This window comes from Sphingobium boeckii, from assembly GCF_014199215.1.
Classification (GTDB): domain Bacteria; phylum Pseudomonadota; class Alphaproteobacteria; order Sphingomonadales; family Sphingomonadaceae; genus Sphingobium_A; species Sphingobium_A boeckii.
In genome coordinates this window covers 271,160-292,330 of the sequence record NZ_JACIJC010000005.1, presented here as the reverse complement: position 1 = coordinate 292,330, position 21,171 = coordinate 271,160, and the positions used below count along the sequence as shown (strand labels likewise).

Here is a 21,171-nt window from a genome sequence, read left to right as displayed (position 1 = left end):
CTCCTTGTGTCGAAAACGTATCTAGGAAGCATTGCGCCTTTGCTCAACCGCCAATGCCCAAGCTTTGCTCCGCACCTTGCAAGCCGGTCTTGTGCAGCGCGAGCAGATCGGCGGGCAGATCGAGCAGCTTCGGGCCGGATGTGTAGAGCAATGCCGCCTCCACGCGCCGGCCGGGAAAGATCACCTTCAGCGCCTCCACATAGGCCGCCATCTGCCGCAGATGGTGGACCGGCGCGGCTTCGGCGCTGGCCGGCACGCGCCGTCCGGTCTTGAAATCGATCAGCCGGATCAGATCGGGGCCAACCAGAAGCCGGTCGACCGTGCCGGAAATCACGTCGCCGCCGACCACCGCCGCAATCGGCGCTTCGGCCAGCGCGCCCGGCGCGAACAATGCCGCATGGGCAGGATCCGTGATCACCGCCAGCGCGCGATCAGCGATGCTGGTGCGCTCCGCTTCATCGCTCACCCCCGCGCTATGCTCCAGCCAACGCAACGCCGCAGCGCGCCGCGCTTCGGGCACGAGATCGGGCAGACGCTCGAACAGTGCATGGAGCCACCGGCCCTGCTCGGCTGCGCGGCGCATGGCCGGGCCGGGCGGCGGATCGGATTCGGTATCGTCACCCAGGGACGAAGGCGCGAGCGGCCGTGGCGGCCGGGCCTCGCGCGGCGCGGGCGCGGTCAGCCAGGCCGGCAAGGCTGCGCGCGGCGGGAGCGCGGTCTGCGCGCGGGGCTGCGGGACTATGGCGGGTGCCGGCAACTGCCCCAGCCAATGCCGCGCGCCATCGTCCTCGGCCGTCACCGCAAGCGCCGTCATCGCGCGCTCCACCGCCGCGTGCCAGCTTTTCTCGGGCGCAACCCCCTTGGCTTTCGGCCCCAGCGCGCCGCCGATCACCAGCCATTCCTCCGCGCGGGTGAGCGCGACATAGAGCAGCCGCCAATGCTCCTCCATGTCCTTGGCATCGGCCTGGTCCGCCGCAGTCTGGAGCGATCCGGTCAATTCGGCCTTGCGCGGGCGGAAGATCGGCACATCCTCCGCGCCCTCCACCATCGGCCAATCGAGCTTGCGCTGCGGGCTGCTGCCGGGATCGACCGTGGCATCCGCCAATATCACCATCGGTGCCTGTAGCCCCTTGGCGCCATGCGCGGTCATCACTCGCACGGCATCGAGCGGCTTGGAAGGATCGCGCTTGATATCCTCGGTCTCACGCTCGAAGCGATCGAGAAACGCCTGCAGCGTAGGCGTGGCATCATTTTCGAATTGCAGCGCGGCGTTCAGCAATTCCTCGATCGGATCGCGCGCTTCATGGCCCAGCCGCCGGAGGAGCTTGCGGCGCCCGTCGAGCGTGCCGGACAAGATTTCCTCCAGAAACCGGTAGGGCGTGGAAAAATCCGCGCGCGCCAGCATGTCGCGCAAAGCCTCGGGCTGGCGCGCACCCAGATGCCGCCACAGCGCCCCGCGCTCGCCATGCGCCGCCTGATACAGATCGTCCTGCGACCAGCCGATCAGCGGTGACACGAGCAAGGCCGCCAGATTGAGATCGTCCTCGGGCTGCAGCACGAAGCGCACCGCCGCCAACAGATCGCGCACCGCGAGCGGCGCATTCAGCCGCAACCGATCCACCCCCGCCACCGGCACACCTTCGGCATGGAGCCGCGCGACGATCAAAGCGGCGAGTTCACTCCGCCGACGCACGAGGATGAGGATATCCTGCGGCTCGAGTTTCTTGGGCTTGCCGCGATTGTTGATCCAGATCTCATCCTCGAGCCAGGCCTTGATCTGCCGCGCGAGTTGCGTTGCAAACCGCCGCGTGGAATCCGAGACCCAGCTTTCCTCGCCCTCTATCTCCTCCCCATCCGCGGCCTCGGGCGAGACCGGCGGCCACAGCGTCACGCGCCCCGGCCCCTCCACACCGCTTCTGTGCGCCTCCAGATCGATCATCGCGCTCAATGCGCCCTCGCCCAGCCCGTCCAGTACGGCATCGACCAGTTCGAGAACGGGCGCGGTGGAGCGATAGGATTCCACAAGCGAAAGTCCGTGCACTTCGCGTCCGGCTTCTTCCGCCCGCGCCGTGAAATAGCGCTGCATCGCGCTGAAGTTGATGGGATCCGTGCCCTGAAAGCCGAAGATCGCCTGTTTGAAATCGCCCACGGAAAATAGCGTTCGCACCCGCGCGGGGCCGTCATCCGGCAATTCCTCGGTGAAAAACTCCTCCGCCAGCGCCCGGATGATCGCCCATTGCCGCGCATTGGTGTCTTGCGCCTCATCGACCAGGATATGATCGATCCCCTGATCCAGCTTGAAGCGGATCCATTCGGCCATGCGCGACTGGCCGAGCAACGACACGGTCTTGCGGATCAGATCGTCGAAATCGACCACCGCGGCCTGGCGCTTGGCCTCCGCATAGGCGCGCGCATAGGTCCGCCCCGCGCCCAGCCCCTGCGTCAGCAACGCCGCCAGCCCGGCGCGCGCGCGCAGGCCGAGCAATGCGGACACCGCTTCGAACAGCCCTTCGCACGCGTCGGGATAGCCCTCAACTTGCGGCGCCTGCCCCGATTTGCACGATCGCGGATCACCATCGGCCTTGGCCCAGACCAGATGGAGTTCGTCGAGCTTGGCCGCGCGGTCTGCGGGTGCGGATTCCAGCCATTGGCGAATGACCGCCGAGCGCCCCTGCCCGCCCTTGGTCGCCCAGGCCGCATTCGCGCCTTCGATGAAGCATAGGGCGTCGATGTCGAACAGATCATCGTCGCACGCCGCCGCGATCGCGGCTTCCACATCGCCCTCGGGAACGTCGAGTGCACCACGCACCGCCGCGCCGATATCCTCACCCAGCGCCTCCATCGCATCGGGCGCGCGCGCGCAATTGGCGAGAAAGCTCTCCGCACCGCCCTCGCCCAGTCGCAAGCTCAAGGCCTGCAACGCGGGGATCAGCGCATCATCGCCCCCCGCTTCCGCGGCCACCAGCATATCCGCCATCGTCTGCCGCTGCAGCGCGGTCTCCTCGCGCGCCTCCAGCGGCCGGAAACCGGGGATCAGCCCGGCCTCGACGGGGAAGCCCGCAAGCAAGGTCTGGCAGAAACTGTGGATCGTCTGAATGCGCAGCCCCGCACCACTGGCGTCCAGCACCTTGGCGAACAGCTTGCGCGCGGCCTGGCGCATGGCAGGATCATGCGGTTCGCCCAGCGCCATCAGTTCCTGCGCCAGATCGGCATCCTTCATCCGCACCCAAGAGGCCAGCTTGCTATGAATGCGGTCCGCCATTTCGGTCGCGCCCGCCTTGGTAAAGGTGAGGCACAATATGCCAGACGGATCGGCCCCGCTCAAAAGCAGCCGCATCACCCGCGCGGTCAAGACCTGCGTCTTGCCCGTGCCCGCCGAGGCGGAGAGCCACACATTCTCGCGCGGTTCGGAAGCGCGCTTCTGATTGCCCTTCAGGGTGATGGGCGGGTTCATGACGCGCTCTTCTCCCGGCCATACCATTCGTCGAGCCGCATCAACTGGTCATAATCGCCATAAGGCGCATGTTCGGGATGGAGCTTCGCAGTGAAGGGTTCGCTCCCCGTCAGCCAGCGCCCTGCGGCATCGAGGAAGTTCGCGGCCGCGCGCGTGGTAAAATCGTCCGTCACGATCTTGCCGCGCTTGCCATCGGGATCGACCGGCGACCGGCGACTGCCGAATTGTCCGCCCGCCTTTGCCAAAGACCAATATTCGAACGCACCCGCCACGCCGTTCAAGCCCGCGAAATCGCTCTTTTCGGCGATCACGCCCAGCAGGCCGAGCTGCATCGCAAAGCCTTCGGCCACCGCGATATCGGACGGTGGCTTGCCGGTCTTGTAATCGACGATCGCGAGTCTGCCGTTGGGCAGCCGGTCGATCCGGTCTACGGTGCCGCTCAATTCCACGCCGCCGAGCGTCACCTTTCCCTTTTCCTCGGCGCACAGGGGTTCGCGCCCCTCGATCCGTCCCTCGGCGATCTGCGCGTCGATCCAGGCCAGCGCCTCCATCACGCGCGGCTGCCACAAGGCGCGGAGCAGCGGATGCACCTCGGGCCTTGTAAAGAAGCTCTCCGCGAGCGGGATCAGGGCATCGCGCTTCCAGCCATCCTTCGCCCAGTGATCCAGAATGTCATGCACCGCCGTGCCGCGCCATGCGGCGCTCGGATCGGCGTCGATCGCGTCGAGAGACCGCAGGGAAAGCATTTTCTGCGCGTAAAAGGCATAAGGGTCGGCCTTGAGCCGATCGACCTGCGTCACGCTCAGGTGCTTGGGACGATCAAGGGTTGGCGGCGTCGGCGCTGGTTGTTTCTCCGGCGCGAAATCCGGCGGCTTGTCGATCTCGAGCGCCAGCGAGCCCAGTGCTTCCACCGGCGTCAGCCCGCCCGCCATGGCCTCCATGCGGAGCCAGAAGCGCGAGGCGATCGCGGGCGAGGCCGCATCGCGCCGCGCGCGCGTCGCGACCACCTGCGGCGCGCCCAATGCCCCCGCCAGATCATGAGCGGACAGCCCGATCCGCCGTTCGAGGCTGGCCAATCCCAATTCGCTGCGCACGCGCGGTGCCAGCCACGGGTCCGGGCTGGGCAGAGCGGGCCAGACGCCCTCGTTCAGCCCTGCCACGATCATCAGATCGGGCTGCTGCAGCCGCGCCTCGATCAGACCCCAGATCGAGATGCGCGGATGCCCGCCCTGCGGCGGACGCACCGCGATCTCATCCATCAAGCGGCGCAGCAGCGGCGCGATGCTGTCGATCCGCACACCCGCGGGGCCATCGGGGGCGTGCGCCTCCACGTCGGACAAAAGCTCCGCCGCCGCGCGCCCGGCAATTCCGCTCCAGATCGCATCGCCCGCCAGCGTCGTCGCCGCATCGCGCAGCGCCGCCAGGCACGCCGACAGGCTGGAGGCATGGCGGAACGCATTTTCCAGTGGTTCAAGCAATGTCGCCATATCGGGCCAGCCCTTGGCCGCCTTGTCGCGCGCATAGCGCTCTCGATCATTGCCGCCCGCCAAATAGGCAGTAACGCCGGCCAGCCCAGCGGGCGGCCTGGGTCCACGCAACGCCAGATCGAGCCAGCGCGCCTTCTCCAGCCAGTCCAGCCGCCCCTCACCGCTTTTCACCAGCGGATGCTTGAGCAGCGCCAGCAGAGCCACGGGTGCGAAATCCTCGGCCACCGCTTCGGCCAGCGCCAGCAGCAGCGCGCCTTCGGGTCTGGTGGACAGCGGGCGACCTGCGGAATCATCCGCGACGATTCCCCAGCGTTGCAGATGCGCCGAAACCCGTGTCGCCAGCGCGCGATCGGGCGTGACCAGCGCCGCCGTTCGCTCGGGTGTCTCCAGAGCCTCGCGCAATGCGATCGCGATCGCCTGCGCTTCTTCGGCCGGCGTGGCGACTTCGAGCGCCCGGATCCCGCTCAGCTTGCGCTCCGTTTCGGGATCGCCCCATTTGTCGGTAAATTCGGCAGGCGTCAGCGCGTTGGCGATCGCCTTGCTGCGCACCGCGCGCGCATCATGCCCGCCGCCCCAGCGCCACAGCGCCACTTCACCGCGCGCAACATCCATCCGGTCGAGCAACAGTTTCAGATGAAATTGCGGGTGCGTTTCGACGGATCGCTTGCGAAAGCCGGTCAGGGGATCGGGCTGGAACGGACCGAGCGCAATCCATTCCTCTTCCGCCATCTCGTCGCTCAGGCTCAGTCCGGAAAACACCACCGAGCCGCCCGCCATACGCGCAACGGTGCGCAACACCCCCGCAACGGCCGGTGCCGTGCTGTCTATCCCCGCAGCGATCACGAAGCCCGGCGGCGGCGCTTCTTTCCAGCGCGCCGCCACCTTGTCGAGCAGGCGATTGCGGCGGTCCGCCATGTCGATCCGCCCGATGCGCTTGAGTTCTTCCGGCCAGCGATCGAGAATGATCGACAGCAACGCCAAAGATTTCTGCCAATGCGCGGAAAGCTCGCTTTCCACCTCGATCGCGTGCAGGCGTTTCGGATCGACGCCCTCGATCAGCAGTTGATCGAGCGTCCGCGCCAATTCGGTCGCGAGGCGGATCGCCTCGGCAGCATCCACCGGCTCCCCCGCCCGCTGGCGCTCCTGCTGCACCAGCCGGGCGAGCATCATCCGCCGCCGCATCGGCTCCACCGCGGGCGGAATCATATCCCCCGCCCCGATCGGATCGAGCGCACTGCCCAGCCGCTCGTCCAATTCGGGATCGCCAATCGGGATCAGCCGGGGCAGCAGCAGCCCACCTTCGGCGCGGCGCACGAACGCATCGGTGATCGCCCGCGCCGCGCGGTTGTTGGGAACGAGAATGATGCCCCGCGCCAGCCCCAGCGGATCGGCACCGTGGCTTTTCAGCAGACCTTCGGCCAGCGCATCGGCAAAGGCGCGATGATGCGGGATGGTGTAGACGCGCGGCTGGTTCCGCTCATCCATAAGCGAGCATCGCCTCGGTTTTCTTGATCGCCACGGGCGTTCCCACGTCGAACCACAATCCCTGATGGACAAGGCCATAGAGCCTGCCCTCGGCGATCGCGCGTTCCCAGAACAACATGGTCGAAAACGGACCTTCCGGCGCATCACGCAGCAACCGGTGCGAGACGATCTGGATACCGGTGTAGACAAAGGGCGCCACCTTGCCGCGCACGCGCCGTCCGGTGATCCGCCCCTGCGGATCCATGTTGAAATCGCCCTGCCCGCCGTGGCAATTTGCGCGCGCCAGCGGCACCACCAGCAGCAGCGCGTCCATCGTATCGGGATCCCAGCGGGCGGAGAGCAGGCGGATCGCGTCGATCGGCCCATCGACCCACAGATTATCGCTATTGACGCACAGGAACGGGTCATCCGGGATCAGCGGCAGCGCCTTCACCAGCCCGCCGCCGGTCTCCATCAATTCCGCGCGTTCATCGGATATCACGATCTCCAGATCGCCCGCCCGGCTTTTCAGATGGGCTTCGAGCGAATCCGCCAGATAATGGACGTTGACCACCGCGCGGGTGATGCCCGCCGAGCGCAGCCGATCGAGCGCATGATCCAGCAGCGCCTTGCCGTTCAATTCCACCAGCGGCTTGGGCCGCGTGGCGGTCAGCGGTCGCATCCTTTTGCCCAGACCAGCGGCCATCACCATCGCAGTGCGCAGTTTCAGCCCGCCCGGATCGGGCCGGATCGCGAGTGTTTTCTTCGCCGGCGTCACAGATCGGCCCATGCCGCGGCGCGCTTGTCTGCCGGGATATGCGCGTCGAACCAGGACTTGACCGGTGCCAGCGCCGGATGCGCCAGATCGCGCTCCAGATAGCCCCACACGCGCGGCAGGAACGACAGATAGCGCGCCTTGCCGTCGCGCTTGCACAGCCGCATGAAAATGCCCACGATCTTGGCGTTGCGCTGCGCGCCGAGCAACGCATATGCTGTCTCGAAGCCGGCATCGGGCGCGGCTTCGGCCTTGTAATGCGCCAGCATCCGCGTTTCGAGAGCGGGCGGCACGTCACGCCGCGCATCCTGCAGCAATGAGACGAGATCATAGGCCGGATGCCCTGCCAGCGCGTCCTGAAAGTCGAGCAGACCGAGACCGTCCACGCCCTCACGCCCTTCGATCAGCATGATGTTTTCGGCATGATAATCGCGCAGCACCGTCACGCTGCGCGCGTCCGTGCCATAAAGCGGGGCCAAGGCCGCGTCCCATGCCGCAGCATAAGCCGCCTGATCGGGTTCGATGCCCACCGCGGGGCAATACCATTCCGTCAGCAGATTGGCCTCGCGCAGATATTGCTCGCGATCATAAGGCGGCACGTCCGCGGGTTCGTGTCCGGCGAGACGCGCGATCAGGCTGACCGCATCGCGATAGATCCGCTCCTCGCTCTCGGGCGCGGCATCCACCACTTCGCGCATCCGCGCGTCACCGAAATCCTCGAGCAGCACGAGCCCGGCATCCAGATCGCTCGCCAGAATGGCGGGTGCTGCAAAGCCGATCCGCGTCAGATGCTCCGCGATTGCGATAAAGGGGGTCGGATCCTCATGCGGCGGCGGCGCATCCATCAACACCGCCTGACGACCGGGCGCGATCGCTCGGAAATAGCGGCGGAACGAAGCATCGCCGGCCAGAGGAAGGATCTCTGCACCCTCCCAGCCATGAGCGGCCAGGAAAGCGGGAGCGGCGGGCGGGGGAATCATGTCAGCGGCCATCGGTCTTCCCATGCCTTCGGCACCGCGGCTGTCAAGCAGCGCGCGCCGTCATCGGTGCGGATAAGGGTGAGCCGCAGGGCGTCGGGCCAGAGCGCATCACCCAGTCGCTCGGGCCATTCGATCAGCAGCACATGATCCTCCAGCAGATCGTCCAGCCCCAGCTCTTCGGCCTCCGCCGCATCGTCGAGCCGGTACAGATCGATATGCGCCACGGGGATGCGCGTTTCGGGCGGGACATAAGGCTGCACGATCGCGAAGGTCGGGCTGGGTGCCTCGCCTTCAAGCCCGAGGGCTGAGAGCAGTCCGCGTGAGAGCGTGGTCTTGCCCGCCCCCAGATCGCCGAACAGGGCGATCACATCGCCCGGCCGGACCACCGCCGCGATCCGCACACCCAGCGCCAGAGTCGCCGCTTCATCGGCCAGCCGCATCAGCGTGGCAGTTCGATGGAGACCACAGTCCCTGCGCCCGGCTCTGAATAGAGCGTCACCGAACCGCCATGCGCCTCGGCGAATTGCTTGGCGAGCGGCAGCGCAAGCCCCAGCCTGTCTCCGCCATTGCGTGCCGATTCCGCCTTGTTGAACCGGTCGAACGCGCGCGCCTGTTCGGCCGCACTCATCCCGCGGCCATTGTCGGAGACGACGATGCGCGCCATCCGGTCATCGCCGCTACCGTGCAGCAGCACGCGCCCGCCCGCCGCCGTGCCGGCGATGGCATGTTCAAGCAGATGCTCGATCGCCTGGCGCAGACGCTTGGCATCCCCCCGGATGCCGCCCAGAGAGGGATCCAGGTCCACCGCGAAGTCGATCGATTTCGTCGCCGCCGCATCGGTAAATCCTTTGGCAGCTTCCTGCGCCATCGCGATCAGGTTCACCGGCTGCAATTCCAGCGGCAGCACGCCCGCCTGGCTTTGCGTGAGATCGAGCACGCCATCGATCAGCAGCCCCAATCTCGCCACCGATTCGAGGATCGCAGCCACATAGTCGACCGCCCGATCCTCCAGCGGCCCGGCATAGCCTTCCTTCAGCATCTCGGCGAACCCGCCGATCGATGTGAGCGGTGTGCGCAATTCATAGCTCATATTCTCGACAAAGGCGGTCTTCAATTTATCGCCTTGTTCCAGCGCCTCGTTGCGGTCCCGCAAAGCGCGCTCGATCTGGCGGCTGTCGGAAATGTCGAGCATCGTAAACAGCGCATTGCCATCGGGCAGCGGCACCGCGGCGAATTCATAATGCTTGCCATTCTTCAGCGCCACGCGCCCGCTGCGCTGCTGCCGCTCCACCGTGGCGATCCGCACCAGTTCGCGGATGAGCGAGGCGCGCGCCGGATTGGTGAGCCGCTCGCCCGCTGCCTCCGCCAGCACATCGACGCGCGGATGGGTCGCCAGGAAATCCTCCTCGAAATCCCAGACCTGGCGGAAACGCGTGTTCCACAGATTGAGCCGCCCATCCGCCGCGAACACGCCCACCGCCTCGAACAGATTGTCGAACGTGGCGGTGCGCACGCGCAGCAGCGTATCGCGCGCGCTGGCCAATTGCACCTCCTCGGTGCGATCCTCGAAGATCAGCAGCAACCCGCCATCGGGCAGCGGCTGGGCCACGACGCGCAGATGCGTGCCGCCCGGCAGCAGCCAGCTTTCCTCCGCCACGCCTTCGGGCACGGTGAACCATTCGCGCCGCTCGGCCTTCCAGCCCGGAAAATCCCGGCTCTCGGGGATGCGACCGGTCTCGCGCATCCGATCGAGCACGCGATCGAATTCAGGGCGATCGGCGATCCATTCGGGCTTCATCGCAAAGATGCGCTGGAACGGCTGATTGGAAAAAGCGAGCGCGCGATCGGGGCCGAATTGCGCCACGCCGGCGGACAGCAGATCGAGCATGTCGCGCTGGGCATCGCTGAACCGCTTGAACGCGCTGCGGACCTGCTCGGTCTCTTCGATATCGATTGCATAGCCCGCCACGCCCGCATCACCCAGCGGCACATCCACCACGCGCATCATCCGGCGCTCACCCGATATCGTGGCCGGTACGGTGCGCGTCACCACGGCCTTGCCGTCACGCGCCGACGCCGCCAGCGCCAGCGGGGAACGCCCGCCGCTGGTCTCCACCAGTTCAAGCCCGCGCGCGATCACGTCTGCCGCGTCATGCCCCTCCACCGCCTTCACATAAGCCGAATTGACCAGCGTCAGTCGCAGATCGGGGCCGCGATGCCACATCGGAAAGGGCGAAGCCTCGATCAGGCCGGACAGGGCATCGAACGCACGCGCGAGCCGCGCCGCTTCCTGGCCCAGCCGGCCGATCTCGGCCTGGCTTTCGGTTGCATCGAAAAACCACAAGATCACGCCGCCGGGTTCCGAAAGCGCCGAGGTCGCCGCAGCCCCCCGGATCAGCAGCGTCCGCGAAGATCCCTGCGCCCGCGCCGCGCGCGTGAAGGCCTTGCCCGATTTCTGCGCCACGGCGACATCGCGCGCCAGTCCGGCGGCGTCATCCTCCGTCAGGCCTTTGTCCGCCCCCGTGAGATCGGCCAGGAAATTGGGCATCCGCGCCAGCCCCAGCCAGTCCGCCAGCCGCTCGGGCGCTTCGATCCGCCCATCGGGCCGCACCATCATCGGCAGAGCCGGCGCGGAATCGAGCAATTGCTGGAGTTTTTCAGCCTGCGTGCCCAGGATTCGCGCCCCGCGCCGCATCCTGAGCCCCGTCACCAGCGCCCACGCTGCTCCGCCCAGCCACGCCGCCATAACAAGGCCGGCGACAAGCGGCATCAGCGGCGACCCGGTCATGTATCTGTGCGGAAGGATTCAAGGCGGTGCATGAACACCGTCCTTAGAAGAACGCCGCCGCCATGCAAATATTCGTTGCACCCAAGAGATTGATCGGCTGCTCCTTTCCCGAGGGTCAGCCGATCATCAATGCCTAGAGGATGTCCGCGAGCTTCACCTTGGCACCGACGAAGAAGAAGCGGCCCACCGCGCTGACGGGGTAGCGATTCTGCCCGATATCCGGCTTGGCATTGGTGAAATTATTCACCCCGCCATAGAGCTGAAACCGCGCATCCACGTCGATGCTGGCATAGATGTCATGCTGCCAGCGCTCTTTATAATAAAGATAGCGCGCTTCGACGATATCGGGATCCGCCGCCATTTCATTGGCCGAATAACGCTGGGTCTTGTCGAACCATGACAGGCCGTAATTCAGCGCGAAACCATCCATCTGCCATGTGGCGTCGAGATTGGCCTGATATTTGGGCGCGTAGATGATGCCACGCAAATCGGTGGGCGCTGCACCTGGCGTGCCGATCAGGCTCAGCTTATCGAGATAATTGGCAGTCATGCGGATATTGAAGCCGCCGTAATTCCAGTCAGGCTTCAGCACATAATTGACCGCGAGATCGAGCCCCGCGGTTTTGAAGCGGGAGACGTTCTGCGGCTGCAAACGGAACGTGGAGATCAGTCCCGTCGTGGGCGCGCGCAACACATCGTCGCAGAACTGATTATTGACGCTGGCCTGATCGACGCACAATTCCGTCAATTGCTGTGCCGTCACCGTATTCACGGCGTTACGCAGCTTGATGTCATACCAATCGGCGGAAAGCGTGAGGCCCGGCACGAAGCGCGGTTGCACCACGAGGCCCGCTGTCCAGGTTTTCGCTTTTTCCTCCGATAGGTTCGGATTGCCGATAAAGCCCCCGGAAATCTGCGTGGTGGGGCTGGTGCCGGTGAAAGTGGCAGGATCGGCCACGCCAGCATCGGCCAGCAATATCGCGCAATTGGCAGCGCGCGATGCGGAACCGCTGTCGACGTTGAAGAAGGCGCAGGGGTCGTTGATCGCGACGCGGCTTTCACTCGCGCCGCCAAACAATTCGCCGATGTTCGGCGCGCGGACGGCCTGGGAATAAGTCGCGCGCAATTTGATATCGCGCACCGGCGCATAGGCGCCGTCGAATTTCCATGTGGTCGTGCTGCCGATCGTGGAATAGTCCGAATAGCGGATCGCCGCGCCCAGCCTCAGTTCATGCGCCAGTGGCACATCGCTCAGGATGGGTGCGCTCAGTTCGGCGAACACCTCCTTGACGTCGAATTGTCCCTGCGTGGCGGAGAGCGCATTGGTGAACGTCAACCCCTGCGATGCGATCGCATCGGGCGTGAAACGGCTCTTTTCCTTGCGATATTCACCGCCGATCGCAAAACCGAGTTCGCCGCCCGGCAGAGAGAAGAGCGTGCGAAGATCGCCGGTTATCGCGCCGGAAACCACATATTGCTCGATTCGCGAACGATCCACCGTGTCGGCACGGAGAAAGTCCAGCGCGGCCTGGGATGCCTGGCCCTCGCCGAAGAGGTTCAAGGGCACGCACTGGCCCGGCGTGAAGCTGAGCGTCGCGCCCGTGGCCCCACGGCTGGCCATGGGCTGGAACGGTGCCCAGGTCGGATCCAGATTGGCAACGCAGGTGGGGCCGTTCGGACCATCCACCACGTCGATCGCCGCATAGAAGCGATCGTTATACATGTTGTTGATATAGCGGTTGGTGATGTCCGTGCGGCCATAGACGAAGGAGAGATCATAGTTCACGCTCGGGGAGATCGCACCGCGCGCACCAAGCACGGCCCGGTAGGTTTCGCGCTCCACATCCTCACCGCGCCGTCCCAGATCGAAATTATCGCGATTCACGAGAACGGCGGGCACGCCCATATCCTGCAAATTCTGCGGCAGATAAGGATTGTAGCCGAAAATCAGCAGATCATAATCATAGGTCGGCTGGCGGTATGAGACCGTGCGGACATTGGCATATTTGCCTTCGGCATAGAGCGTCAGAGCGTCCGACACATCGAAATGCGCCAGGGCATTGACCACATGGCGGCGCACTTCAGGCAGCAGATCGCCCTCATAATCGGACACGAGCGTTCCATCGCCCCCCTGCATATTGCCATAAAGCGAGAATGGCGGGATCGGCATCCCATATTCGTAAGGCGTGCCATCGCCGTTGAAATCGGGAGCACCATCGAAATCAACGTCGATTGTCCCGCCGCGCGCGCTGTTCACATAGCGGATATTGGCCAGCGGCACATAATCGGGAACATTGGGATTATCCACGCCAGCGATCAGATCGGCCGGGTTGCGCACGAAATTGATCGCGTCACTGCCGCTCAGATAGCTGCGATCGCTGGCTTCGAGCCGGCTTTCCTTGCCATATTCATAAGCCAGCGCGACATTGCCGCGCCCGCCGGCAAAATTATGCCCGATCGTGATCGCCGCCAGGCGCTGCCCGGCATCGCCTTTTTCCGAAATGCCGGATTGGACGCGCGCTGTGATCCCGTGGAAATCCTGCCTGAGTTTGAAATTGACCACGCCGGATACGCCATCGGCACCGTAAATCGCGGACGCGCCGCCCGTGAGGATTTCGACGCTTTCGATCAAATCGGTCGGCAGCACATTGATATCGACCGCGGACGATCCCGGCAGGCTCGCTACATGGCGGCGGCCGTCGACCAGCACGAGCGTGCGATCGGGGCCGAGATTGCGCAGATTGAGGCGATTGAGACCGGCATTGCCGATCGACGCGCGAACGCCCGAATTGTCGGACGCGGTCGAAGAGCCGACCAGCGCTGGATAATTGATGAGCACGTCGGTGATGTTGATCGTGCCCGATGCCTGGATCGTTCCTGAATCCAGCGACAAAACGGGATTGGCCGTGACGATGTCCGCCTGCGGGATGCGCGATCCCGTGACGACGATTTCATCGCCGCCGTCATCGGCTTCGATCGCCTGGGCGAAAGCCGGATGGGCTGCACAAAGCGCGCCGGCAAGCGAAATGCCTGCATAAAGACGACGGCGCATGGCGAGACGATAAGACATGGTTGCTCCCGAACCTGATACTTGCCGCTTCGCTATGCCTTTCTAACCTCTAAAAATGGTTAAGATTGCGCTATTCATCACATGCTAAGGGCCGCAGCGACAAACCTTGCGGAATGTCGCTGCGGCCCTCGGCCTCGATCGCGTTGCGATTGATCAGTAGCGGTAATGATCCGGCTTGAACGGACCTTCGACCGGCACGCCGATGTAATCGGCCTGCTTCTGGCTCAGCGTGGTGAGCTTCACACCCAGCTTTTCGAGATGAAGCATCGCCACCTTCTCGTCGAGATGCTTGGGAAGGACGAACACGTCATTGCCATAAGCGCTGGAATTGCCCCAAAGCTCGATCTGCGCCAGCACCTGATTGGTGAAGCTCGACGACATCACGAAGCTGGGATGGCCGGTCGCATTGCCGAGGTTCACCAGACGGCCCTTGGACAGGATGATGATCTGCTTGCCATCCGGGAATTCCACCAGATCGACCTGGGGCTTCACTTCAGTCCATTTGTAGTTTGAGAGCGCCGCAATCTGGATCTCGCTGTCGAAATGGCCGATGTTGCAGACGATCGCCATGTTCTTCATGCCCTTCATGTGATCGGCGGTGATCACATCGGCATTGCCGGTGGCGGTGCAGAAGATGTCGGCGCGGGTCACGGCTTCTTCCATCGTGACGACTTCAAAGCCCTCCATAGCGGCCTGCAATGCGCAGATCGGATCGACCTCGGTCACCAGCACGCGCGCGCCGCCATTGCGGAGCGACTGGGCCGAACCCTTGCCGACATCGCCAAAGCCGGCGACGCAGGCGACCTTGCCGGCGAGCATCACATCGGTGCCGCGACGGATCGCGTCGACCAGCGATTCCTTGCAGCCATAAAGATTGTCGAACTTGGACTTGGTGACGCTGTCGTTCACGTTGATCGCGGGGAAAGGCAGTTCGCCCTTCTTGGCGATGGCGTAGAGACGGTGAACGCCGGTGGTGGTCTCTTCCGAGACGCCCTTGATGTTCTTGACGGTCTCGGTGAGATAGCCGGGGCGCTTGGCGATGAACGCCTTCAAGGCGCGCTGCATCTCCACCTCTTCCTCATTGTCGGGCTCGGGCATGGTCTGGCCGGCTTCGAGCTTGGCACCCCATAAAGCGAACATCGTGGCGTCGCCGCCATCGTCGAGGATCATGTTGCAGGTTTCGTCGCCCCAATCGAAGATGTTGCCCACATAATCCCAATAGTCCGCCAGGCTCTCGCCCTTGATCGCGAACACGGGCACGCCCGATGCGGCGATGGCGGCGGCGGCATGATCCTGGGTGGAAAAGATGTTGCAGGTCGCCCAGCGGACGTCCGCGCCCAGAGCGGTCAGCGTCTCGATCAGCACCGCGGTCTGGATCGTCATATGCAGCGATCCGGTGATCCGCGCGCCCTTCAGTGGCTGGCTGGCACCAAATTCGGTGCGCAGCGCCATCAGGCCGGGCATTTCGGTTTCGGCGATGTTCATCTCCGCACGGCCGAATTCGGCGAGCGAGATATCGGCGATCACATAATCGTTCGTATCGACAACGGGGGCAGTAGCCACAAATTTTCTCCTGAAAGGCAAATCATTCAGGCCACGCACGCTTTGAACGAGGGGCGGCCGATGGCGCGCAAATAGCGCTGCATCGTTCCAAACGCAAATATAAAGATGTCTTTATATGTTCAATTGCGAGTCAGGCGCGCCCGGCCGCAGGTGCCAACAGGCTGGCATCCACGCCGGCCGCCGCATAAGCCGCGCGCCAGCGTTCCTCGGTGCGGCGATCGAACAAGGCGGACGCATCGCCATCGGCCACGAACCACCCATGCCGCGTCAGCTCTCCCTCCAATTGCCCCGGCCCCCATCCGGCATAGCCCAGCGCTGCGATCCACTGGCGCGGCCCCGTCCCAGCCGCGATGGCGCGCAGGATGTCGATCGTCCCGGTCAACACCCAGCGATCGCCGACATGAATGCTATCCTGCCCGCCCCAATCATTGCCATGCAGGATAAACCCGCGCTGCGGCTCCACCGGCCCGCCGGCATGGACAGGCACGTCAGGCGCAACGCCGGGCGCGATATCGAATTGCGCGAGCAGTTCGTGAAACCCCATGCCACGGATGACATGCCCGATGCCCACGCCCAGCGCGCCTTGGGAATCATGGCTGCACATCGCGATCACCGCATGCTCGAACCGCGGATCGCCGATTCCCGGCATGGCGAGCAGCATTTTTCCACTGAGAAAGGCAGGCATATCCATGATGTGCGTATAGGGCGCGGATCGCGTCGACGCAAAAATCTATCCGCGGTGCTGGCGGCGCAAAGCCTGCCCCCCTATATCCGGCGGCGAACCCCGCGCGGGGCGATGAAGCACAGGAGACGAGCATGACGATCAAGGCTGGCGATACTTTTCCAGAGAGCCATTTCACCACGCCGACCGAAACCGGCCCCGAGCCCGTGGACAGCGCGAGCTTCTTCAAGGGCCGCAAGGTGGCGCTCTTTTCGGTGCCGGGTGCTTTCACGCCCACCTGCTCCGCCAAGCATCTGCCGAGCTATGTCGACAATGCCGATGCGCTGAAAGCCAAGGGCATTGATGCTGTTGCCTGCACGGCCGTGAACGACGCTTTCGTGATGGGTGCCTGGTCCAAGGCCAATGCCGCCGATGGCAAGGTGACCATGCTGGCGGACGGCAATGGCGCCTTCGCCAAGGCAGTCGGGCTTGAAATGGACGGCTCCAAATTCGGTCTGGGCACGCGCGGCCAGCGCTTCTCGATGATCGTGAACGATGGCGTGGTCGAGCAGTTGAACGTGGAAGGACCGGGCGAATATAAGGTCAGCTCCGCCGAATATATGCTCGGCCAGCTCTAAAATTTTCGGTCTGCGACGGGACGGCGCAATAAGGCGACCGTTCCCGCCGCGGGCCGGAACCGTCCCGAAGCTCCTGTGTTGGATGAAGTGCATCTGACAAAGGAGCTTTGACATGGTGATGACGACCCCCAACAAGATCATCGACTTTCCTGAAAACGCAGCCGGCGATTCCGTGATCGGGTCCTGGCGCAGCAAGGGCCGCGAATATCTGGACGCGACCTTCACCGCCGCGCAGGAAAACCCTTGGCGCACGGCCGCGATCGGCGCGGGCGTGGTGGCGACGGTGGCGGCGACCGCTTATGGTGCCTCGGTAATCGCACACCGGATCGGTGCACAGGATGATGCGGACAGCCCGGATGATCTTGCAACGTCGATCGATCCCCAATCGCTGCCAGAGGCAGTTCGTCTCGACTGATCTGTGGTGATCGAATGCGCGATGGAGCGGACCGACTTGCAAGCGTAACGATGGATCGGATAGATGCTTGGGATGACCCAAGCAGAAACCATCGTTCAGCAACTCGACACGCTCTATCGCGCGTCGGTCGATCGCCTTCGCCATGCGCTTCAGGCGTTCATCACCAAGGGTGAACGGCCGCATCCGGGTCTCCGCGCGACCGGGGCCTTCTGCTATCCCGAGATCCGCCTGACCTATAAGGGGCAGGACAGTCTGCCGCCGCCGATGCGGTCGTTCGGACGGTTGGTGGAACCCGGCATCTATGCGATCAGCGTGACCAGGCCGGCGCTGTTCGCCGATTATCTGGTGGAACAGCTCAATCTGCTGATCGAGGATTATGATGTCGAGGTGGAAGCCGTTCCTGGCAAGCAGGAAATCCCCTTTCCCTATGTGCTCGAGGCCGGTCATGATCTGACGCTCGACGATGTGAGCGCGACCGAATTGTCCCGCTGGTTCCCGGCCACCGAACTGGCGCATATCGGCGACGAGATTGCCGACGGTCTCTTTGTGGGGATGCCCGATGAGGCGCGTCCGCTCGCTTTGTTCGATGGCCTGCGCACCGATTTCTCCCTCGCCCGGTTGCGGCACTACACCGGGACCCCGCCCGAGCATGTGCAGCGCTTCATCCTGTTCACCAATTATCATCGCTATATCGACGAATTCGTCCGCTGGGGCTGCGCGCAGCTTGGCGAGGGCAGCCGCTATACCGCGCTGTCCGGTGCGGGCGGCGTGATGGTCACGGCGGAAACAGCGGATCCGGAAAAAGTGGTGGCGGATAGCGCATGGCGGCGGCACCAGATGCCGGCCTATCATCTGATGGCACCCGATCGCTCCGGCATCACCGTGGTCAACATCGGCGTCGGCCCATCCAATGCCAAGACGATCACCGATCATCTCGCCGTGGTGCGGCCCGAAGCCTGGCTGATGATCGGCCATTGCGGCGGTCTGCGCCCCAGCCAGCGGATCGGCGACTATGTGCTGGCGCACGCATATCTGCGTGACGATCATGTCCTGGACGATGTGCTGCCACCCGAAATCCCGATCCCCGCCATCGCCGAGGTTCAGGTTGCCATGGCGCGCGCCGCCGAGACAGTCTCCGGCGAGAGCGGCGAGGATCTCAAGCGCCGTCTGCGCACCGGCACGATCGTGACCACCGACGACCGCAATTGGGAATTGCGCTATTCGAAATCGGCGCTGCGTTTCTCGCTGTCCCGCGCCGTCGGGATTGACATGGAATCAGCGACCATCGCCGCACAGGGTTATCGCTTCCGCGTTCCCTATGGCACATTGCTCTGCGTATCGGACAAGCCGCTGCACGGTGAGTTGAAGCTGCCCGGCCAGGCCAACCGCTTCTATGAGCGTGCGATCAGCGAGCATATGCGGATCGGCATCGAGACATGCGAACAGCTTCGCCGCGAAGGATCAAAGCTGCACAGCCGCAAATTGCGCGCGTTTAACGAGCCGCCGTTCCGCTGACCGGCGATAGCGGCGCTGAGACCGTGGTGCGATTGCGGCCCGCCGCCTTGGATTCGTACAGCGCATAATCCGCGCGCGTCAGGATGTCGGCGAAACACAGATCGCTGGGCAGAAAGCCCGCCACGCCGAAACTGGCGGTCAGTGAAAAACGCGGTGGCCCGTCGATCTCAAGCGCGGCGATCTCCCGCCGCGTGCGCTCGATCACGTCCGCTGCCTGTTCCGGCAACGCGTCCATCAGCACCAGACAGAATTCGTCGCCCCCCAGCCGCCCGAACAGATCCTCCTCCCGCACGCCGGCATGAACATGATCCGCAAACGCCACCAGCGCGCGATCCCCCGCGGCATGGCCCATCCGGTCATTGATCGCCTTGAACCGGTCGATATCGCCCACCACCACCGCCAGGGGCTGTCCATGCCGCCGCGCCGTGGCCATCGCGGTCGTCGCCGCCTGTTCCAGCCCGCGCCGGTTCAGGCTCCCGGTGAGCGGATCGCGCGTCACAAGCGCGCGCAGATTTTCCGAAAGGTCGCCTGCCAGCAGAAAGAGCACCGCAACGCCCGATCCGACATAGGCCGCGGGCAGACCGATGCCGAGCACCGTGCGATAATGCTCAAGCCCCGCCGGATTGGGCAGCCTGCCGATGCTCAGGCCGACCAGCCCCAGCATGAGTTGATAGATGGCGAAGATCGTGATCATGGTCGCGAACGCGATCTCCGGGGCATTGGCCTTGCGATCACGGGGGATCACGGCCGCCACCGCCAGCGGCATCATCGCCGCAGCATAGAGATTGGTGAAGCCGGCGCGCAGGCCCATGTGATCGAGACGGGTGTAGATCACCACGATCACGAGAATGGCGATGCCGCCGGACAGCGCGAACTTGCCCCATGCCGCGGGCAATCCCGAACGCTGGCGCGCACCGATCGCGACCAGTGAACTGGTCACGATCACGATCGCGCTGGCCAGGATGATGGGGGCGACCTGGCCGGGCATCGCCATCACGCCGACCGCATTGACGATCCATTGCAGCGCACCCAGGCCGAAGGCGCAGGCCCATGTCGCCGCGTGACGATCTCGCCCGAAATGGATCCAGGCCATGATCATCGCCGCACACATGATGCCGCTCGTGAAAAACAGCACGGACAGGATGACGACCGCCGGATTCATTGCCTCGGCCTCAAGCCGCGATCGCGTGATGCGCGCGCGCGACACGGGCACCTTGCAACGCATCGTCCGCTCTTTTGCCCAGCGAACCCATGGTGATGTCGTCAGACAGATCGGAGGCGATGCCGAAGCTGGCGCTTAGACCAAGATCGGCTTCGCCATCGATGGAGAGGAGCGCCAGATCGCGGCGCACCCGCTCAACCACGTCCTGCGCCTGATCGGCATCGGAATCGATCAACACCAGCGAAAACACATTGCCGTCCGTCCGGCCCACCACATCTTCCTCGCGCACGTTGGTGCAGATCAGATCGGCAAAGCCGGCGAGCACCCTGTCACCGAAAGGATAGCCGCGCCGGGCATTCAGAGATTTGAACCCATCGATATTGGTCATGACCAGCGCAATGGGTTGCTGACGCCGGCGCGCATTGGCGATGGCGGCATTCGCCTGATGCGCAAAGCCGCGTCGGTTGAGCACGCCGGTCAGCGGATCGCGCGTGATCAGCGCTTTCATCTGCTCGTTCAGATCGGTGGCGAGCAGAAACATGATGGCGATGCCCAGCGCCGAATAGGCCGAGGGCAGACCGACCACGAGCACTGCCCGAAACACGTCGGCCCCGGCCCCCGAACCGCTGCGCCCTGCCCCCAGAGACAGCATCGCCAGCGCCATGCAGAGCAATGCGAAAATCAGCAGCACCACGAACACCAGGATCTCTGGAACCGAGACGACGCGGTGCCGCGGAAACACAGCCCCGCCCGCCACGACCATCATGATCGCGCAATAGCTGTTGGTGATGAAGCCGCGCAGCCCGATATTGTCATAGATGAGCACCATCATCAGGACGCCGGCGATCGCGATCGCCGCCAGGCTGACGAACAGTGGCAGGCGGAGTGGCAGGCCGGTGCGCTCCCGGCTCCCGACCGCCACCAGCGTGGCATCGATCACCACCAAAATGCCGGAGACGATCATCACCCAATCCGCATTGTTGTCCGATGCGCGAGCGGCGGCATTCAGGGTCCAGTGCAATGCGCCGCCGCCAGCCGCGACCGCCCAGATCAGCGCGTAACGCTGCCGCCCGAAATAGAGCCAGGACAGGCTCATCGCGAGACACAGCATCAACGCCGTGCTGATCAGGATCGCGAGATTCGTGAGTGCGATATTCAACGCCCGGTCCGCCCTTCCGCCATGGTCGCGCCTGACTTCA

At 64.4% G+C, this 21,171-nt stretch carries 14 protein-coding genes; 3 read left to right on the top strand and 11 right to left on the bottom strand.

The annotated features are described in order from the left end of the window. Positions 1–43 precede the first annotated feature (43 nt). The 9 genes from addA to FHS49_RS15930 all read right to left on the bottom strand — a co-directional run bounded on the left by addA (position 44) and on the right by FHS49_RS15930 (position 16,272). Entirely contained in the window at positions 44–3,454 is a 3,411-nt protein-coding gene (gene addA / locus FHS49_RS15970) for a double-strand break repair helicase AddA (protein ID WP_184020446.1), read from the bottom strand. Next, on the bottom strand, positions 3,451–6,426 hold the full coding sequence (addB, locus tag FHS49_RS15965) for a double-strand break repair protein AddB (protein WP_184020444.1): 2,976 nt from the start codon (positions 6,424–6,426) through the stop codon (positions 3,451–3,453). The genes addA and addB overlap by 4 nt, the downstream gene beginning before the upstream one ends. After that, positions 6,419–7,195, bottom strand: a complete 777-nt coding sequence (locus FHS49_RS15960; protein ID WP_184020442.1) for a nucleotidyltransferase family protein — start codon at positions 7,193–7,195, stop codon at positions 6,419–6,421. Before FHS49_RS15960 ends, addB begins: the two co-directional genes overlap by 8 nt. Continuing rightward, positions 7,180–8,160: an aminoglycoside phosphotransferase family protein gene (locus tag FHS49_RS15955; RefSeq protein ID WP_184021202.1), complete on the bottom strand. Its 981-nt coding sequence runs from the start codon at positions 8,158–8,160 to the stop codon at positions 7,180–7,182. The genes FHS49_RS15960 and FHS49_RS15955 overlap by 16 nt, the downstream gene beginning before the upstream one ends. Continuing rightward, a complete protein-coding gene (tsaE, locus tag FHS49_RS15950; protein WP_184020440.1) occupies positions 8,157–8,600 on the bottom strand; it encodes a tRNA (adenosine(37)-N6)-threonylcarbamoyltransferase complex ATPase subunit type 1 TsaE in 444 nt (147 codons plus the stop codon). The genes FHS49_RS15955 and tsaE overlap by 4 nt, the downstream gene beginning before the upstream one ends. After that, the gene (locus tag FHS49_RS15945; RefSeq protein WP_184020432.1) at positions 8,600–10,948 is read right to left on the bottom strand and encodes a PAS domain-containing sensor histidine kinase; all 2,349 of its coding nucleotides are present in this window, start codon (positions 10,946–10,948) and stop codon (positions 8,600–8,602) included. The genes tsaE and FHS49_RS15945 overlap by 1 nt, the downstream gene beginning before the upstream one ends. A 133-nt stretch (positions 10,949–11,081) precedes the next feature. Then, the gene (locus FHS49_RS15940) at positions 11,082–14,018 is read right to left on the bottom strand and encodes a TonB-dependent receptor plug domain-containing protein (RefSeq protein WP_184020430.1); all 2,937 of its coding nucleotides are present in this window, start codon (positions 14,016–14,018) and stop codon (positions 11,082–11,084) included. A gap of 153 nt (positions 14,019–14,171) precedes the next feature. Further along, positions 14,172–15,581 (bottom strand): adenosylhomocysteinase, encoded by a 1,410-nt coding sequence (gene ahcY, locus FHS49_RS15935; RefSeq protein WP_184020428.1) that lies wholly within the window; start codon positions 15,579–15,581, stop codon positions 14,172–14,174. A 130-nt stretch (positions 15,582–15,711) separates the two neighbouring features. Further along, on the bottom strand, positions 15,712–16,272 hold the full coding sequence (locus tag FHS49_RS15930) for a YqgE/AlgH family protein (protein WP_184020427.1): 561 nt from the start codon (positions 16,270–16,272) through the stop codon (positions 15,712–15,714). Between the two features lie 125 nt (positions 16,273–16,397). Here FHS49_RS15930 and FHS49_RS15925 point away from each other — a divergent pair, with 125 nt between their 5' ends. The 3 genes from FHS49_RS15925 (at position 16,398) to FHS49_RS15915 (ending at position 18,810) form a co-directional block, all read left to right on the top strand. Beyond that, positions 16,398–16,880: a peroxiredoxin gene (locus FHS49_RS15925; RefSeq protein ID WP_184020425.1), complete on the top strand. Its 483-nt coding sequence runs from the start codon at positions 16,398–16,400 to the stop codon at positions 16,878–16,880. A gap of 112 nt (positions 16,881–16,992) precedes the next feature. Then, positions 16,993–17,295: a hypothetical protein gene (locus FHS49_RS15920; RefSeq protein ID WP_184020423.1), complete on the top strand. Its 303-nt coding sequence runs from the start codon at positions 16,993–16,995 to the stop codon at positions 17,293–17,295. A gap of 72 nt (positions 17,296–17,367) precedes the next feature. Continuing rightward, complete coding sequence (locus tag FHS49_RS15915) at positions 17,368–18,810, top strand: AMP nucleosidase (protein ID WP_184020421.1); 1,443 nt, start codon at positions 17,368–17,370, stop codon at positions 18,808–18,810. Here FHS49_RS15915 and FHS49_RS15910 read toward each other — a convergent pair. After that, the gene (locus FHS49_RS15910) at positions 18,788–20,035 is read right to left on the bottom strand and encodes a GGDEF domain-containing protein (protein ID WP_184020419.1); all 1,248 of its coding nucleotides are present in this window, start codon (positions 20,033–20,035) and stop codon (positions 18,788–18,790) included. The genes FHS49_RS15915 and FHS49_RS15910 overlap by 23 nt on opposite strands. Next, the gene (locus FHS49_RS15905; RefSeq protein ID WP_184020417.1) at positions 19,983–21,131 is read right to left on the bottom strand and encodes a GGDEF domain-containing protein; all 1,149 of its coding nucleotides are present in this window, start codon (positions 21,129–21,131) and stop codon (positions 19,983–19,985) included. The genes FHS49_RS15910 and FHS49_RS15905 overlap by 53 nt, the downstream gene beginning before the upstream one ends. Positions 21,132–21,171 lie beyond the last annotated feature (40 nt).

Bases quoted from the DNA above. Each gene is read 5' to 3' on its own strand.
- addA (WP_184020446.1), bottom strand. From the start codon at position 3,454: ATGAACCCGCCCATCACCCTGAAGGGCAATCAGAAGCGCGCTTCCGAA.
- addB (WP_184020444.1), bottom strand. From the start codon at position 6,426: ATGGATGAGCGGAACCAGCCGCGCGTCTACACCATCCCGCATCATCGC.
- FHS49_RS15960 (WP_184020442.1), bottom strand. From the start codon at position 7,195: ATGGGCCGATCTGTGACGCCGGCGAAGAAAACACTCGCGATCCGGCCC.
- FHS49_RS15955 (WP_184021202.1), bottom strand. From the start codon at position 8,160: ATGATTCCCCCGCCCGCCGCTCCCGCTTTCCTGGCCGCTCATGGCTGG.
- tsaE (WP_184020440.1), bottom strand. From the start codon at position 8,600: ATGCGGCTGGCCGATGAAGCGGCGACTCTGGCGCTGGGTGTGCGGATC.
- FHS49_RS15945 (WP_184020432.1), bottom strand. From the start codon at position 10,948: ATGACCGGGTCGCCGCTGATGCCGCTTGTCGCCGGCCTTGTTATGGCG.
- FHS49_RS15940 (WP_184020430.1), bottom strand. From the start codon at position 14,018: ATGTCTTATCGTCTCGCCATGCGCCGTCGTCTTTATGCAGGCATTTCG.
- FHS49_RS15930 (WP_184020427.1), bottom strand. From the start codon at position 16,272: ATGGATATGCCTGCCTTTCTCAGTGGAAAAATGCTGCTCGCCATGCCG.
- FHS49_RS15925 (WP_184020425.1), top strand. From the start codon at position 16,398: ATGACGATCAAGGCTGGCGATACTTTTCCAGAGAGCCATTTCACCACG.
- FHS49_RS15920 (WP_184020423.1), top strand. From the start codon at position 16,993: ATGGTGATGACGACCCCCAACAAGATCATCGACTTTCCTGAAAACGCA.
- FHS49_RS15915 (WP_184020421.1), top strand. From the start codon at position 17,368: ATGACCCAAGCAGAAACCATCGTTCAGCAACTCGACACGCTCTATCGC.
- FHS49_RS15910 (WP_184020419.1), bottom strand. From the start codon at position 20,035: ATGCGTTGCAAGGTGCCCGTGTCGCGCGCGCGCATCACGCGATCGCGG.